This window comes from Streptomyces sp. NPDC086766, assembly GCF_044746005.1.
Classification (GTDB): domain Bacteria; phylum Actinomycetota; class Actinomycetes; order Streptomycetales; family Streptomycetaceae; genus Streptomyces.
Window position 1 is genome coordinate 371,461 of the sequence record NZ_JBIVBI010000006.1, and the last position, 14,034, is coordinate 385,494.

13 protein-coding genes are annotated in these 14,034 nt (G+C 74.5%); 8 read left to right on the forward strand and 5 right to left on the reverse strand.

The features are described from left to right. Positions 1 to 92: 92 nt before the first annotated feature. Entirely contained in the window at positions 93 to 1,643 is a 1,551-nt protein-coding gene (locus tag ACIPM1_RS14680; protein WP_402433735.1) for an APC family permease, read from the reverse strand. A 76-nt stretch (positions 1,644 to 1,719) separates the two neighbouring features. Next, positions 1,720 to 2,673 (reverse strand): hypothetical protein, encoded by a 954-nt coding sequence (locus tag ACIPM1_RS14685; protein WP_402433738.1) that lies wholly within the window; start codon positions 2,671 to 2,673, stop codon positions 1,720 to 1,722. Between the two features lie 435 nt (positions 2,674 to 3,108). On the opposite strand from ACIPM1_RS14685, the gene ACIPM1_RS14690 reads away from it, so the two are divergent. The 6 genes from ACIPM1_RS14690 to ACIPM1_RS14715 all read left to right on the forward strand — a co-directional run bounded on the left by ACIPM1_RS14690 (position 3,109) and on the right by ACIPM1_RS14715 (position 7,974). Then, a complete protein-coding gene (locus ACIPM1_RS14690) occupies positions 3,109 to 4,020 on the forward strand; it encodes a DMT family transporter (RefSeq protein ID WP_402433741.1) in 912 nt (303 codons plus the stop codon). Between the two features lie 42 nt (positions 4,021 to 4,062). Beyond that, on the forward strand, positions 4,063 to 4,578 hold the full coding sequence (locus ACIPM1_RS14695; protein WP_402433744.1) for an NUDIX hydrolase: 516 nt from the start codon (positions 4,063 to 4,065) through the stop codon (positions 4,576 to 4,578). Positions 4,579 to 4,780: 202 nt separating this feature from the next. Beyond that, on the forward strand, positions 4,781 to 5,173 hold the full coding sequence (locus ACIPM1_RS14700) for a DUF202 domain-containing protein (RefSeq protein ID WP_356190268.1): 393 nt from the start codon (positions 4,781 to 4,783) through the stop codon (positions 5,171 to 5,173). After that, positions 5,170 to 5,499: a DUF202 domain-containing protein gene (locus ACIPM1_RS14705; RefSeq protein WP_402433748.1), complete on the forward strand. Its 330-nt coding sequence runs from the start codon at positions 5,170 to 5,172 to the stop codon at positions 5,497 to 5,499. The genes ACIPM1_RS14700 and ACIPM1_RS14705 overlap by 4 nt, the downstream gene beginning before the upstream one ends. 219 nt (positions 5,500 to 5,718) lie before the next feature. Further along, positions 5,719 to 6,753: a phosphotransferase family protein gene (locus ACIPM1_RS14710; RefSeq protein WP_402433751.1), complete on the forward strand. Its 1,035-nt coding sequence runs from the start codon at positions 5,719 to 5,721 to the stop codon at positions 6,751 to 6,753. A 6-nt stretch (positions 6,754 to 6,759) separates the two neighbouring features. After that, positions 6,760 to 7,974, forward strand: a complete 1,215-nt coding sequence (locus ACIPM1_RS14715; protein WP_356190263.1) for an acyl-CoA dehydrogenase family protein — start codon at positions 6,760 to 6,762, stop codon at positions 7,972 to 7,974. Positions 7,975 to 8,052: 78 nt separating this feature from the next. Here ACIPM1_RS14715 and ACIPM1_RS14720 read toward each other — a convergent pair whose 3' ends face one another. The 3 genes from ACIPM1_RS14720 to ACIPM1_RS14730 are packed head-to-tail and all read right to left on the reverse strand — an operon-like array spanning position 8,053 to position 11,137. Then, positions 8,053 to 8,646 (reverse strand): TetR/AcrR family transcriptional regulator, encoded by a 594-nt coding sequence (locus ACIPM1_RS14720; protein WP_402433756.1) that lies wholly within the window; start codon positions 8,644 to 8,646, stop codon positions 8,053 to 8,055. 26 nt (positions 8,647 to 8,672) lie between these two features. Further along, the gene (locus ACIPM1_RS14725) at positions 8,673 to 10,376 is read right to left on the reverse strand and encodes a class I adenylate-forming enzyme family protein (RefSeq protein WP_402433759.1); all 1,704 of its coding nucleotides are present in this window, start codon (positions 10,374 to 10,376) and stop codon (positions 8,673 to 8,675) included. Next, positions 10,373 to 11,137, reverse strand: coding sequence for an SDR family oxidoreductase (locus ACIPM1_RS14730; protein ID WP_402433762.1), 765 nt, complete (start codon positions 11,135 to 11,137; stop codon positions 10,373 to 10,375). Before ACIPM1_RS14730 ends, ACIPM1_RS14725 begins: the two co-directional genes overlap by 4 nt. Before the next feature lie 194 nt (positions 11,138 to 11,331). On the opposite strand from ACIPM1_RS14730, the gene ACIPM1_RS14735 reads away from it, so the two are divergent. Beyond that, positions 11,332 to 12,576 (forward strand): exo-beta-N-acetylmuramidase NamZ domain-containing protein, encoded by a 1,245-nt coding sequence (locus ACIPM1_RS14735; RefSeq protein ID WP_402433765.1) that lies wholly within the window; start codon positions 11,332 to 11,334, stop codon positions 12,574 to 12,576. 128 nt (positions 12,577 to 12,704) lie between these two features. Next, a complete protein-coding gene (locus tag ACIPM1_RS14740) occupies positions 12,705 to 14,033 on the forward strand; it encodes a serine-threonine protein kinase (RefSeq protein ID WP_402433768.1) in 1,329 nt (442 codons plus the stop codon). Position 14,034: the final 1 nt, after the last annotated feature.

The window sequence follows — 14,034 nt, forward strand, 5'->3', positions numbered from 1 at the left end:
CGGCCAGGGATCACGGGTACGCGTCAGACTTCCGTCATCACTCTCGCGTGACGCGCGGCGGGACCGGTCCCGCGCCGTCTCCCGGAGACTTCCTAGGAAGCCGCCTCGGCCGCCTTCTCGAGCTGGAACGCCTCGTTGCCGAGTCCGATCCGGGCGTGCGCCCGCGGTCTGCGGGAGCGCAGGACGGCTCCCTGGACGAGCCCGGTCACCAGGGCGAGGCCGATGATGCCGGGCAGCACCAGGCTGAGGGAGGAGTCGGGGCCGACGCCGACCAGGATGTCGAAGTCCTTCACCGTGTAGACGGCGATCACGAGCAGTGCCACGCCCGCCAGCGCGGAGGCGACCAGCCGCCAGGCCTGCGCGGCGGCGGCGCCGCGCCGCGCGAAGAAGACGATCACCGACAGGGAGGCCGCGGCCATCAGGACGATCACGCCGAGGGCGCCGACGTTGCCGAACCAGGTGAACAGGTGCAGCACGGGCGCGGTCGGGTCGCCCGCCGGCCCGTCGTCTTCGAGAAGCGCGAACGCGGCCACGACCACCAGCGAGACCACGGTCTGGGAGAGCGACCCGGTCGCGGGCGCCCCGCTGGCGGTGGAGGTGCGTCCGAAGGCCGCGGGCAGCAGGCCCTCCCGGCCCATGGCGAAGGCGTACCGGGCGACGACGTTGTGGAAGCTGAGCATGGCCGCGAACATGCCGGTGACGAACAGCACGTGCAGGACGTCGGTGAAGGTGGTGCCGAGCCGTGACTCGGTCAGCGCGAACAGCAGCCCCGCGCTCTCCTTGCGCGCCGCGCCGACGATCGCCGAGGGCCCCGCGGCGACGGTGAGCGCCCAGGAGCTGAACGCGAAGAAGACGGCGACGCCGGCGACCGCCAGGAACATCACGCGCGGCACCAGGATGTGCGGGCGGCTGGTCTCCTCCGCGTACACCGGGGCCTGCTCGAAGCCGAGGAAGGCCGCGATGCAGAAGCACAGCGCCGTGCCGATGCCCGCGCCGCCGAGTGTGCCCGGGTTGAAGGCGTGCAGGGACAGGCCCTCCTTCGCGGGGTCGGCGACCGCGGCCACGTCGAAGATCACGACCAGCGCCACCTCGACGACCAGCAGCACGCCCAGCACCCGCGCGTTGACGTCGATCTTGAGCCAGCCGAGCGCGCCCACGACGGCGACGGCCGCGAGGGCGGGGATCCACCAGGCGACCGTGGTGTCCGCGTAGGTGGCGAGGAGGCTGGACACCTCGAAGCCGAAGAGGCCGTAGATGCCGACCTGGAGGGCGTTGTAGGCGACGAGGGCGACCAGCGCCGCGCTCGCCCCGGCGGTGCCGCCGAGCCCCCGGGAGATGTACGCGTAGAAGGCGCCCGCGTTGTGCACGTGGCGGCTCATCTCCGCGTATCCGACGCCGAAGAGGACGAGGACCGCGCCGAGGGCGACGAAGAGCAGCGGCTGCCCGACGATGCCCATCACCGCGAATGTAGTGGGCATGACACCGGCGACCACCATGAGGGGAGCGGTCGCGGCGAGCACGGAGAGCAGCAGGCCCCCCGTGCCGAGGCGGTCCGCGCGCAGGGCGCGCTCCTGCCCCTTGAAGGTGCTGATGCCGCCGCCGTCCGCGGTGGATCTGCTCGTGTGCGAACTGCCCGTCGTCATCGGGGTGGTCCTTTCGGGCTCGGGTTCCGGGGACTTTCCGTGGTGCGGGTGCGTTCGGGCGCGTACGTCGCAGGTGTCACGCCGCGCCGAGCGCGGCGGCGCGGGCGGCGCGGAAGGCGGTGAACGGGTCCCGGTCGGGGTACGACCAGGGCGCCGGGGTGCCGTGCTCGCCGATGCGGTGGAACAGGGCGGCCGCCTCGGCGCCGCGGCCCTCGCAGTACTTGGCGTGGGCGAGGAAGTTCAGGTCGACCAGGCGCCGCGGATGGCCGTCCTGCTCCCACTCCAGCCACCAGTCGAAGGCGGCCTTCAGCACCTGCCGGGCGCGGCGGCCCGCCCAGTGCCCGGAGCCGGCCGGGTCGGCGGGCTCGTGCCCGGCGGCGGCCAGCACGCGGTACCGCTCGGCGTGCGCGACCACCGGCAGGACGGCGAGCGGCGAGTCGGCCGGCGCCTGCTCGGCGGCCCAGGCGGCGAAGTCGTAGACCTCGTGCCGCGGGTCCGGGCCCGCCTCGGCGTGGCGCTCGGCGAGCCGGGCCACCATCAGGTGGTGCGCGTGGTGGTGGTCGGGGTGCCGCCGGCGGATCTCCTCGAAGAGGCGGACCGCCTCCCGCGCGCCGCCCGGCCCCCGCTCCAGCAGGAGCCGCCCGAGCCACGGCGTGGGGTCGGCGGGCGCGAGCGCGGCCGCGGCCCGGCAGGCCTCACGGGCGGCCTCGGGCTCCTCCTTGCCGCGCAGGGCGCGCTGCACCAGGGCGGCGCCGAGCAGCACCGAGGCGTCGGCGGACTCCGGTTCGGCGAGCAGCCAGTCGCGGGCCCAGGCGGCTGCGTGGGGCTCCTGGGCGAGGACGGTGACGCGGTGGCCGCGGCGGTCCCAGTCGTCGCCGGTGTGGACGAGCAGCGAGCGGACCGCCTGCCACCGCCCCTGCGCCAGCGCGGTCCGCGCGGCGGCGAGCGGGGCGTCGTCGAGGGCCGCGTCGAAGGCCTGCGCCGCACGCCTGCGGCCGCGGCCGAGGGGCGGCGGGGGTGGTGGGGGCACCGCGGCACTTCCTCACACGCTCTTCGTTCCGTGGCGCCGCGCCTGCCGCGCCGCGGCCGGGCCGCCGGTCATCGGCCCGCCACCGACTGATCACGGACAGCAAACCCGCGGCCCGCACCTGCCGTCAAGGTCCGCCCGGGCGTTACACGCGTCAACTGGCCTAAAAAGAACGGGACTTGAAGCGGTCCCGGCTAGGCCTCCCGCCCGCCCGGCCCTCACCCGCGGGTCACGTCTGTGGCGTACGCCATGGCGCGCCCGCTCCCGGGCGTCCCACCATGGCCGGTACGGCCGTACCGCCGTCCCGGTCCGCGGGGCGTCGTGACCGGGCCGGCTGCCCGATCCGGGTGCTCCCCGCGGCGGACACCGCCCCGGTCCCCGGGGCAGGCACCGCCCCGGGCTACAGTCGGCCCCCTACGGACCCCGTAACCCAGCCGGATGATCGAGGTACGCAGCGTGTCGGTCCTGGTCCTGATTCTCGCCGTGAGCGCCGCCTGCTGTGTGGGCCTCGGCTTCGTGCTCCAGCAGAACGCGGCCCAGCAGGCACCGCTCAGCGACTTCCTCTCCCCCCGGCTGCTGCTGGACCTGATGCGGGTGCCGCGCTGGCTCGGCGGCATCGCCCTGATGGCGGCGGGCATGGGCCTGGGCGCGGTCGCGCTGAGCCGGGGCGAGGTCTCGCTGGTCGAGCCGCTGCTGGCGACGAACCTCCTGTTCGCCCTGACCCTGTCCCGCAGACAGACCCGGCAGCCGCTCGGCCGCCAGGGCTGGACGGGCCTGGCGCTGCTGGCGGGCGGGGTGACGGCGTTCATCGTGGCGGGCCGCCCGCGCTCCGGCAGCGCGGTGACGGACCCGCTGCGCCACTGGCTGATCGTCGGCGCGCTGGTGGGACTCGCGCTGCTGCTGACGGCGTACGCCAAGCGGTCCCGGCTGAGCTGGGGACCGGTGCTGCTGGCCACCGCCGCCGGACTGCTCTACGGCGTGCAGGACGCGCTGACCCGGGTGAGCGGGCAGCGGTTCGCGGCGGGCGGCTGGACGGAGCTGCTCACGGGCTGGCAGCCGTACGCGGTGCTGGTGCTCGGGGTGACCGGGCTGGTCCTCGTGCAGAGCGCCTTCGAGACGGCGCCGTTGCGCATGTCGCTGCCCGCGCTGACCGCGGCCCAGCCGCTGACCGGCATCGCCTGCGGGGTGGGCTTCCTCGGCGACCGGCTGCACACCGACACCGGTGCGCTGGCCTGGGAGGCGGCGGGGCTCGCGGCGATCGTGACCGGCATCGTGCTGCTGGGCCTGCACCCGGCGATGCCGTGCGGGGCGACGGCACCCGCACCCGCCGGGGACCTCCAGCGGCGCTGACCGGCGGCCCGCCGCCGCGGCGGCCCTGCTTGGATGGGCGCCATGAGCGCCGCAGAGGAGATCCTCGACATCGTCGACGAGAACGACCGCGTCATCGGGCAGTGCCCGCGGGGCGAGGCCTACGCCCGGGGGCTGCGCCACCGCTGCGTCTTCGTCGAGGCCCGGGACGCCGACGGCCGTGTCTTCGTCCACCGCCGCACGGCGACCAAGCTCGTCTTCCCCTCCCACTACGACATGTTCGTCGGCGGGGTGGTCGGCGCGGGCGAGTCCTACGACGACGCCGCCCTGCGCGAGGCGGAGGAGGAGCTCGGGGTGACCGGACTGCCCCGCCCCGAGCACCTGTTCACGTTCCTCTACGACGACGGCGACGGCCACAGCTGGTGGTCGGCCGTGTATCAGGTGCGCTGCGACCTCCCGGTCCGGCCGCAGGCCGAGGAGATCGCCTGGCACGCCTTCCTGCCGGACGCCGAGGTGGAGCGCCGACTGCGCGAGGGGGACTGGGTGCCGGACGGCCTGGCCGCGTACGAACGACTGCGGGCCCACCGGACGGCGGACTGAGACGCCCCGGGGCGGCGGCCGGCCACCGGACCACCGGGCGGTCCCCGTGAGCCCCCACGGGGCGACCGACCCACACCGGCCCGGCGGGCGGCGGGCGAAGGCCCGCACCGAGGGGAAGGCCGAAGCCGCCCCATCGGACCGCGGACCGGCGTCGGCCCGGCCCGCCGCGCCCCTGACGCGGCCGCTGGGTAAGGTCCGTGACGTGATCGAGCTCGTACGGAACGCCCGCCTGTGGTTCGCCCCCGGGGAGATCGCCAAGGAGGGGCACACCCCCGACTACCGCTTCTCGCTCGCGAACGAGCGCACCTTCCTCGCCTGGCTGCGCACCGCCCTCGCCCTGATCGGCGGCGGCTTCGCCGTGGACCAGTTCCTGCCCCACCTGCCCAGGCCCTGGCGCGTCGGCCTCGCGCTCGCGCTGCTGGCCGCGGGCGTGCTGTGCTCCCTGCGCTCGGTCAACCACTGGGTGCGCTGCGAGCGGGCGATGCGCCGCGGCGAGGATCTGCCGGCCTCGCGCTTCCCGGCCCTGCTGGGCGTCGTGGTCGCGGTGGTCGCCGTCGCCATGGTCGTCGTCGTGCTCGTCGGCTGGGAGGGGTGAGCGTGGGCGCGGACCCGGAGGCGCCGCGGGACCCGGGGCTCCAGCCGGAACGGACCCGGCTGGCCTGGCGGCGCACGACCCTGTCCTGCACGGTCGCCGCCGTCCTCGCGGTGCGCGCGGTGCTGCGCGGCGGCGCCACGCCGGCCGCCCTCGCCGTCTGCGGCCTGATCGGAGTGCTCTGCCTCGGCTTCCTGCTGGTGGCCCAGCTCCGGATCCGCGCCATGGACGCCACACCCGTACCCGAGGCCCTGGCGCCGCGCCACGCCACCGCCGCCGCCCTCTGCGCGGCGGCCCTGGCGCTGTGCGCGGCCACGCTGCTCGTGTGAGGGTCCGCGGGACGGCACCGGGACGGGCGACCGACGAGCCGACGCGGAGGAAGCGGGGAACAGCCGGGAGAAGGGACGCCGGCGAAGCGGTGACGGGCAGGACGGCGAGGTCTCCGCCTATCGTGGCTCCGATCACGTTGGGCTCGCCCACTGGACGACATACCGACCGGTCGGCATCATGGTCGCGTCCCGTTCGTTCCTCCGTCCGTAGGAGCAATGATGAGCCCCGACCATCCGCCCGGACTCGATCTCGACCGGCTGCGCGGCCTGCTCGACCGCGAGCGGCCCGGCCTGGCGCAGGGCCCCCTGACCGGCCGGCTGATCGAGGGCGGACGCTCGAACCTCACCTACGCGGTCTCGGACGGCACCTCGAAGTGGGTCGTGCGCCGCCCCCCGCTCGGCCACGTCCTGGCCACCGCGCACGACATGCGGCGCGAGCACCGGGTGATCAGCGCGCTGCACCCGACCGACGTGCCGGTGCCCCGCCCGGTCCTGCTGTGCGAGGACGAGGAGGTCCTCGGGGCGCCCTTCTACGTCATGGAGTTCGTCGAGGGCACCCCCTACCGCACCGCGGACCAGCTCGCCCCGCTGGGCGCCGAGCGGACGCGGAACGCGGTGCTGTCGCTCGTCGACACCCTGGTCGAGCTGCACGCGGTGGACCCCGCCGAGGTGGGACTGGCCGACTTCGGCCGCCCCGAGGGCTTCCTGGACCGCCAGCTGCGGCGCTGGGGCAAGCAGCTGGACGCCTCCCGCAACCGCGAGCTGGCCGGCATCGACGAGCTGCACGCGGCGCTCGGCCGCGCGCTGCCCGCCTCCCCCGCCCCGGCCGTCGTGCACGGCGACTACCGGCTCGACAACGTCCTGATCGGCGCCGACGACACGATCCGGGCGATCCTCGACTGGGAGATGTCGACGCTCGGCGACCCGCTCACCGACCTGGGCCTGCTGGTCATGTACAGCATGCCGCTGGGCACCGGCGACTCCCCCGTCGCCACCACCGCCGAGGCCGCCGGGCACCCCGATCCCGCCGAACTCGTCGAGCGGTACGCCGCGCGCTCGGGGCGCGACGTCTCCGCCGTCTCCTGGTACACGGCGTTCGCCTGGTTCAAGCTCGCCGTGATCCTGGAGGGCATCCACTACCGGTACACGCTCGGCCAGACGGTCGGCCGCGGCTTCGACCGCATCGGCGATCTGGTCCCCGTCTTCATCGAGCACGGCCTCACCACGCTGCACCAGGGCCTACAGGAGGGCTGATCCGCCATGGACTTCGCGTTCGACGCACGCACCGAGGAGCTGCGCGCCCGGCTCCTCGCCTTCATGGACGAGTACGTCCACCCGGCCGAGCAGGTCGCGCACGAGCAGCGCGCCCGGCTGGCCTCGCCGTGGGACACCCCGGCGGTGGTCGAGGAGCTGAAGGCCGAGGCCCGCCGCCAGGGTCTGTGGAACCTCTTCCTGCCCGACGCCGAGTACGGTGCCGGGCTGACCAACCTCCAGTACGCCCCGCTCGCCGAGATCACCGGCCGCAGCCCGCAGCTCGCGCCCACGGCCACCAACTGCGCGGCCCCCGACACCGGCAACATGGAGGTGCTGGCGCAGTTCGGGGACGAGCGGCAGAAGAAGCAGTGGCTGGAGCCGCTGCTGGCGGGCGAGATCCGCTCGGCGTTCGCGATGACCGAGCCGGAGGTCGCCTCCTCGGACGCCACGAACATCACCACGCGCATCGAGCGGGACGGCGACGAGTACGTCATCTCCGGCCGCAAGTGGTACATCTCCGGGGCGATGGACCCGCGCTGCGCGATCTTCATCGTGATGGGCAAGACGGACCCGGACGGTCCGGACATCCGCCGCCAGCAGTCCATGGTGCTGGTCCCGCGCGACACACCCGGCGTCACGGTCAGGCGCGCGATGCAGGTCTTCGGCTACGAGGACCACTACCACGGGGGCCACGCCGAGGTGGTCTTCGACCAGGTGCGGGTGCCGGTGGCGAACCTGGTCGGCGAGGAGGGGGGCGGCTTCGCCATCGCCCAGGCCCGGCTCGGTCCCGGCCGGATCCACCACTGCATGCGCCTGATCGGCATGGCGGAGCGGGCGATCGAGCTGATGTGCCGCCGGGCCGTCTCCCGCACCGCCTTCGGCAAGGCGCTGGCCCAGCAGGGCGTGGTGCACAACTGGATCGCGGACGCGCGGGTCACCGTCGAGCAGCTGCGGCTGCTGGTGCTCAAGACGGCCTGGCTGATGGACACGGTCGGCAACCGGGGCGCCCACACCGAGATCCAGGCCATCAAGATCGCCACACCGCGCGCGGTGGTCGACATCATCGACCGGGCGATCCAGCTCCACGGCGCGGGCGGGGTCAGCCAGGACTTCCCGCTGGCCGAGCTCTACGCCGGCGCCCGCACCCTGATGCTCGCCGACGGGCCGGACGAGGTGCACCAGCGCTCGCTGGCGCGGCGGGAGCTCAAGAAGTACCTGTGAGACCGGGAGGTACCCGTGGGACACGGACGAGGGGCGGCCGCGCCGGGCGGCCGCCCCTCGTCCTTGTACCCGGCGCGACTACGGGCGCAGGGCCCGCAGCAGCAGGTCCGCGAGGTGGTCGGCGACCTCCTGCGGGGTGAGCGGTCCGTCGGGGCGGTACCAGGTGGACAGGTGGTGGACGGAGCCGAAGTGGTAGTCCACCACCAGGTCGGCCGGGGTCGCCCGGGAGAAGACGCCCGCCTCCTGGCCCTCCTCGATGAGGGCACGGAAGCGTTCGTGGTAGCGCCGGCGCTCGGCGCGCACCTGCTTGTTCTTCTCGGGGCTCAGGTGGTGCATGGAGCGGAAGAAGATCGACGCGTCGTCGAGGTTGTCGATCGTGGTGACCACGACGTCGGCGGCCGCGTCCCGCACCCGCTTCTCGATCGGCTCGTCGGCGTCCGCGAAGGCGTCCAGGCGCTCCTGCTGGACGCGCAGCACGCGCGCGTACACCTCGTGCAGCAGGTCGTCCTTGGAGCCGAAGTAGTGGTAGAGCGCCCCCTTGGTGACGCCGGCCGCCTCGACGATCTCCTGCACCGAGGTGCGGTCGTAGCCCTGCTCGGCGAAGAGCCGGGTGGCGGCGGCCAGGAGCCGCTGCGGCACGGGGGTGCCGTACGTGTCCGTCGTTCTGGGCACTGCCGCCACCTGCCTTTCCTCGATGTCTACTGGCTTTCGTGGGCCTGCTCCGCGTCACGGGAACGCAGCTCCCGACGCAGGATCTTCCCACTTGCCGTCTTGGGCAGGTCGGGCAGGATCTCCACCTGGCGCGGGTACTTGTAGGCCGCCAGTCTCTCCTTGCACCAGGCGGCCAGCGCACCGGGGTCCGCCTCGGCGCCCGGGCGCAGGCTGATGTACGCCTTGACGGTCTCCCCGCGGTAGCCGTCGGGCACCCCGACCACGGCCGCCTCGCGCACGGCCGGGTGCGTGTAGAGCACGTCCTCCACCTCGCGCGGCCACACCTTGAAGCCGGAGGCGTTGATCATGTCCTTCTTGCGGTCGACGACGTACAGCCAGCCCTGCGCGTCCATGAACCCGATGTCGCCGGTGCGCAGTTCGCCGCCGGGGAAGGTCTCGGCGGTGGCGTCGGGGCGCCGCCAGTAGCCGGGCACGACCTGCGGGCCGCGTACGGCGATCTCGCCCTGCCCGCCGAAGGGCACCTCCCGCCCCGCGTCGTCGACGATCCGCACGACCGTGTCGGGGCCCGGCAGGCCCACCGCCAGCGTCCCGGAGGCCGGGTCGACCGGGGCCTCCAGGTGGGGCGGGACGGAGGCGCAGGGCGCGGTGCACTCGGTGAGCCCGTAGCCGTTGCGGATGTACGGCCCGAAGCCGGCCCGGAACTTCTCCACCAGCGCGGGCGGCAGCGGGGCGCCGCCGGAGGAGATGACGTGGAAGGAGGAGAAGTGGTCCGCCGTGGCGGAGGGGTGGGCGGCCAGCGCCATGAAGGCGGTCGAGGGGCCGACGGTGTAGTGCGGCCGGTGCTCGGCGAAGGCGTCGAGCACCACCCCGGGCTCGAAGCGGTACGCCAGGACCAGGGTGCCCGCGCTGTTCAGGCAGGCGCCGAACTGGACGACCATGCCGGTGATGTGGAACAGGGGCGCCATCGCGAAGTAGACGGGTGTCGCGGGCAGGGCGAGCCCGGTCCGCTGCCGCTCGGCGTTGTACATGATGTTGCCGTGCGTGTTGGTGGCGCCCTTGGGCGTGCCGCTGGTGCCCGAGGTGTAGCTGATCAGCGCGATGTCGGCCGGGGCGGGGTCGCGGTCCTCGGGTGCCGTCAGCCCCTGCCGGGCGACGGCCACCAGGTCCTCGGCGTCGGGGGCCTGCGGGAGCCGCTCGAAGTTCAGCACGCGGGCGTCGTCGCGGGTCTGGAAGTCGCGCTCGCAGCCGGTGAGCACGATGCGCACCGGCGAGCCGGCGGCGGTGTCCCGCAGGTACGCCTCCCAGGCCCGGTCGGAGCAGATCAGCGCGGCCACCTCGCCGTCCCGCAGGACGTGCCCGACCTCCGCCGACTTGTACATCGGGTTCACCGGGACGACGGTGGCGCCCGCCTTCCAGGCGCCGAGGACCGCGAGCACGAAGTGCGGGGAGTTCTGCAGCAGGACGGCGACCCGGTCGCCGCGTTCCAGGCCGCGCGCGGCGAGGTGGCCGGCGACGGAGTCGCTCAGCTCGTCGACCTCGCGGTGGGTCAGCCGGGCGTCGAAGTAGGCGAGGCAGGTGCGGTCCGGGGCCTCGGCGACCGCGCGGCGCAGGGCGTGCACGAGGGAGTCGGCGGGGTCGACGGGAGTGCGCTGGGCTTCGGTGAGCAGGGCCAGCCAGGGCTGGGCGGCGTAGGCGGAGGGGGCGTCGGGCGCGGTGCCGGAGGCGGTCACCGGACCTCCTCCCACTTGCGCTGGATGTGGTTCATGTGCACCAGCCACTGGTCGGGCTCACCGGCCCGGGCCTGGTAGAACCCGGCGACCTCGGGGTGCGGCAGGATCAGGAACCGGTCCTCCTCGATGCCCCGGAACAGGGCGTCGGCCACGTCCTCCGGCTCGATCGCGGTGGGCCGCAGGACGACGTCGCCCGCACTGCCGGCGGCGGTCAGCATGTCGGTGCGCACGCCCTGCGGGCAGATCGCGTGCACCTTGAGGCCGCGGTGGCGGTAGGTCAGCGACAGCCATTCGGCGAAGGCGTACGCGCCGTGCTTGGTGACGCTGTAGGGGGCGGCGCCGATCATGGTGAGCAGTCCGGCGGCGGAGACGGTGGAGACGAACCGGCCGGCGCCGCGCTCCAGCCAGGCCGGGAGCAGCGCCTGCGCGGCGCGGACATGGGCCATCACGTTGACGTCCCAGGCCTGCGCCCAGACCTCCTCGCCGGCCGCCTCCGAACCGCCCGAGCCGACACCGGCGTTGGCGCAGTAGATGTCGACGGTGCCGCCGAGCGCGGCGCGGGCCTCCTCGACCACGGCGGACGCGTCGCCCGGGACCGGGACGCCGCCGATCTCCGCGGCGACCGCCTCGGCCCGCCCGGCGTCGAGGTCGTTGACGACGACCCGGGCCCCCTCGGCGGCGAACCGGCGGGCCAGCGCGGCGCCGATGCCGCCTCCAGCCCCGGTCACCACGACTGAGGCACCCTGCACGGCTTCCACCATCGGTCTCCTTCGACACGGCGTCGCGGGCGCGCGTGGCCGCACGCCCCGGCTCTGCTGGACGGTCAGACTAACCGGTCGGTATGTGGCCGCGGAAGGGGTCCGTGCGACGCGGCGGCGCCGCTTCGTTCCCCTGCGCCGGGGCCCGCGCTAGCGTGCGTGTGCATGACACCCGCTGCGATCACGGAGGTCCCCGCATGAAGCTGACCAGACGGAGCCTGCTCGCCGGGACGGCCGCGGTCGCGGCCACGACGGTCCCCGCGGCCCCGGCGCGAGCTGCCGGCCGGCCCGGCGAACGGCTGCGCACCGGCTTCGAGCGCCTCGCGGCGGACGGCTACGCCCTCCTCGCCGGGCAGCGCGTCGGCGTCGTCACCAACCCGACCGGCATCACCCGGGACGTGCGCCACATCGTCGACGTCATGCACGCCGACCGCCGGGTGGACCTGGTCGCCGTCTTCGGCCCCGAGCACGGCTTCCGCGGCACCGCGCAGGCGGGCGGCTCCGAGGGCCGCTACGACGACCCGGCGACCGGACTGCCCGTCTACGACACGTACCTCAAGAGCGGGCAGCCGCTCGCCGACGTCTTCACCGCCTCCGGCGTCGACACCGTCGTCTTCGACATCCAGGACGTGGGCGCGCGCTTCTACACGTACATCTGGACGCTGTACGACTGCATGGAGGCGGCACGGCTCGCGGGCAAGCGGTTCGTGGTGCTCGACCGGCCCAATCCGGTGACCGGGCGCGCGGCCCTCGGGCCGGTCCTGCACCGGGAGTTCGCCACCTTCGTCGGGCGGCAGCCCGTCTCCCAGGCGCACGGGATGACGGTCGCGGAGCTGGCGCGGCTGTTCAACGGGGAGTTCCTGAGCGCGCCGGTGCCGCTGGAGACGGTCCTGATGACCGGCTGGAGACGCTCGGAGTTCTACGACGCCTCGGGCCTGCCGTGGGTCCCGCCGAGCCCGAACATGCCCACCCCCGACACCGCGCTGGTGTACGCGGGGACGTGCATGTTCGAGGGGACGAACCTGTCCGAGGGCCGCGGCACCACGCGCCCCTTCGAACTGCTCGGCGCGGACGGCATCGACGGGCGGTGGGCGGCCGAGGCCGGCCGGCTCGCCCTTCCGGGCGTGCGCTTCCGCGAGGCGTACTTCGCGCCCACCTTCTCCAAGTTCCAGGGCACCACCGTCGGCGGGGTGCAGATCCATGTGCACGACCGGGCCGCCTTCGACCCGGTGCGGACGGGCATCGCCCTGCTCGTCACCGCGCGGAAGGTCTGGAGCGGCTTCGCCTGGCGCCCGGACCACTGGATCGACAAGCTGACCGGCTCCACCTGGGTGCGCACGGCGATCGACTCCGGGGCGGACACCGACGCGGTGGTGGCGGGCTGGCAGGAGGACCTGGCCGCGTTCCGTGCGGTGCGGCGGAAGTACCTCGTCTACGGCTGAGGCCCGTCGTCCGCCCGTCCGCGGACGGGGCCCGTCCTCCGCGGATGAGGCGTGACGTATGGCCAACTCCGCCCGATGGCAGGACGATGCGCCCACATCAGCCGCCGTGGGGGACGAAGGAGTCGGTCATGACGGATCCTGGGATGAGTGTGGCTCCGTACTGGGAGCTGACCTTCGACGCCGACGGGGACGTGGACGGCCGGGAACGGGACCGGCTGCTGGACGGGGTCACGCGGGAGGGCGTGCGCGACCTGATCGTCTTCGCGCACGGCTGGAACAACGACCGCAGGCGCGCCACCGACCTGTACCGGCGCTTCTTCGCCCCGATCCCGGGCCTCGCAGCGGCGGCCCGGATCGGGTACGTCGGCGTGGTGTGGCCGTCGATGCGGTTCTGCGACGAGCCGGTCCCGGACTTCCCGCGCGCCACGGCCGCCGGGCCGCTGCCGGGCACGGCGCTGGACAAGGACACCCGCGTCGCGCTGCTGGCGGCGTTCCCGGGACGGGCCACGGTGATCGACCGGATCGCCCGGCTGCTGGACGGGCCGCCGCCCGAGGCGGCCGCGCTGGACGAGTTCGGGCGGCTGGTGCGGCTGCTCGTCGAGGTGGAACCGAGAGCCCCGCGGACGCTCTTCGCGGCGGACACCGTGGCCGAGGGCGAACCACCGGGCGAGCCGGAGATGTTCTCCCGGCCCGCGGCGGAGGTCTGCGCGGAGTTCGCCGGGGCGCTGGCGGACCTGCGGGCCGCGGCGGGCGAGGAGTCCCTCGCGCTGCCCGGGGCGCTGGGCGACGCGCGGTCCGGGGCGCTGGAACTGCTGCGCCAGGCCACGTACTTCGAGATGAAGCGGCGGGCGGGCACGGTCGGCGAGCGCGGGCTCGGCCCGGCGGTCGGCCGGCTCGCCGGGGCGGCCCCGGACGTCCGGGTGCACCTGGTGGGGCACAGCTTCGGGGGCCGTCTGGTCTCGTTCACGCTGCGCGGCCTGCCCGGGGGCGTGCGCACGGTGAAGTCGGTGACGCTGCTCCAGGGGGCGTTCTCGCACCACGCGTTCGCGGACCGGCTGCCGGACGACGCGCGCGCGGGCGGGGTGCTGCGGGGCCTGTACCGCCGGGTCGACGGTCCGGTGGTGTGCTGCTTCTCCCGCTTCGACTCGGCGCTCGGCACGCTGTATCCGATGGCCTCGCGGATGGCGGGCGACGACCGCTCGCTGGCGGGCTTCGACCTCGGGCGGCTGCTCGGCGCGCGGTGGGGCGCCATGGGGCACGACGGGGTGCAGGGGGTGCCGGGCACCCACGCGTGCGCCCTCGCCGACGCCCTGCGGGCGCCGCTGCCCGTGTCGGGCTGCGTGAACGTCGACGCCGCCGAGGTCGTCCGGCGCGGCGGGCCGCCGAGCGGGGCGCACAGCGACATCCTGCACCCGGAGCTGGCCCGGGTGGTACTGGCGGCGGGCCGCATAGGCTGAC